Raw genomic sequence first — 305 nt, forward strand, 5'->3', positions numbered from 1 at the left:
CGCGTGACGGTCATGACTTTATTCCTGTAGCTTTTGAAAATGGCTGCGCAGTAACCCTTTCGGAAGTCAGCCTTGGTGTTCCCCACATCCTAGTAGATGACTGCTTGACTGCGCTTCAACAATTAGCGGCCTACTACCTAGAGAAAACAGGGGTAGAAGTCATTGCTGTGACAGGCTCAAACGGTAAAACGACCACCAAGGACATGATTCACGATGTTCTGGCGACGACTTACAAGACTTACAAGACACAAGGCAACTACAACAACGAAATCGGTCTGCCTTACACCGTCCTCCATATGCCTGAC

Annotated in this window: 1 protein-coding gene; it reads left to right on the forward strand. The window is 48.5% G+C overall.

Annotation, left to right across the window (positions count from 1 at the left end):
• On the forward strand, nt 1–305 hold a 305-nt coding region (locus C1E99_RS14050; RefSeq protein WP_269088958.1), incomplete at both ends, for a Mur ligase family protein.

Source organism: Streptococcus suis, assembly GCF_002964045.1.
GTDB lineage: Bacteria > Bacillota > Bacilli > Lactobacillales > Streptococcaceae > Streptococcus > Streptococcus suis_U.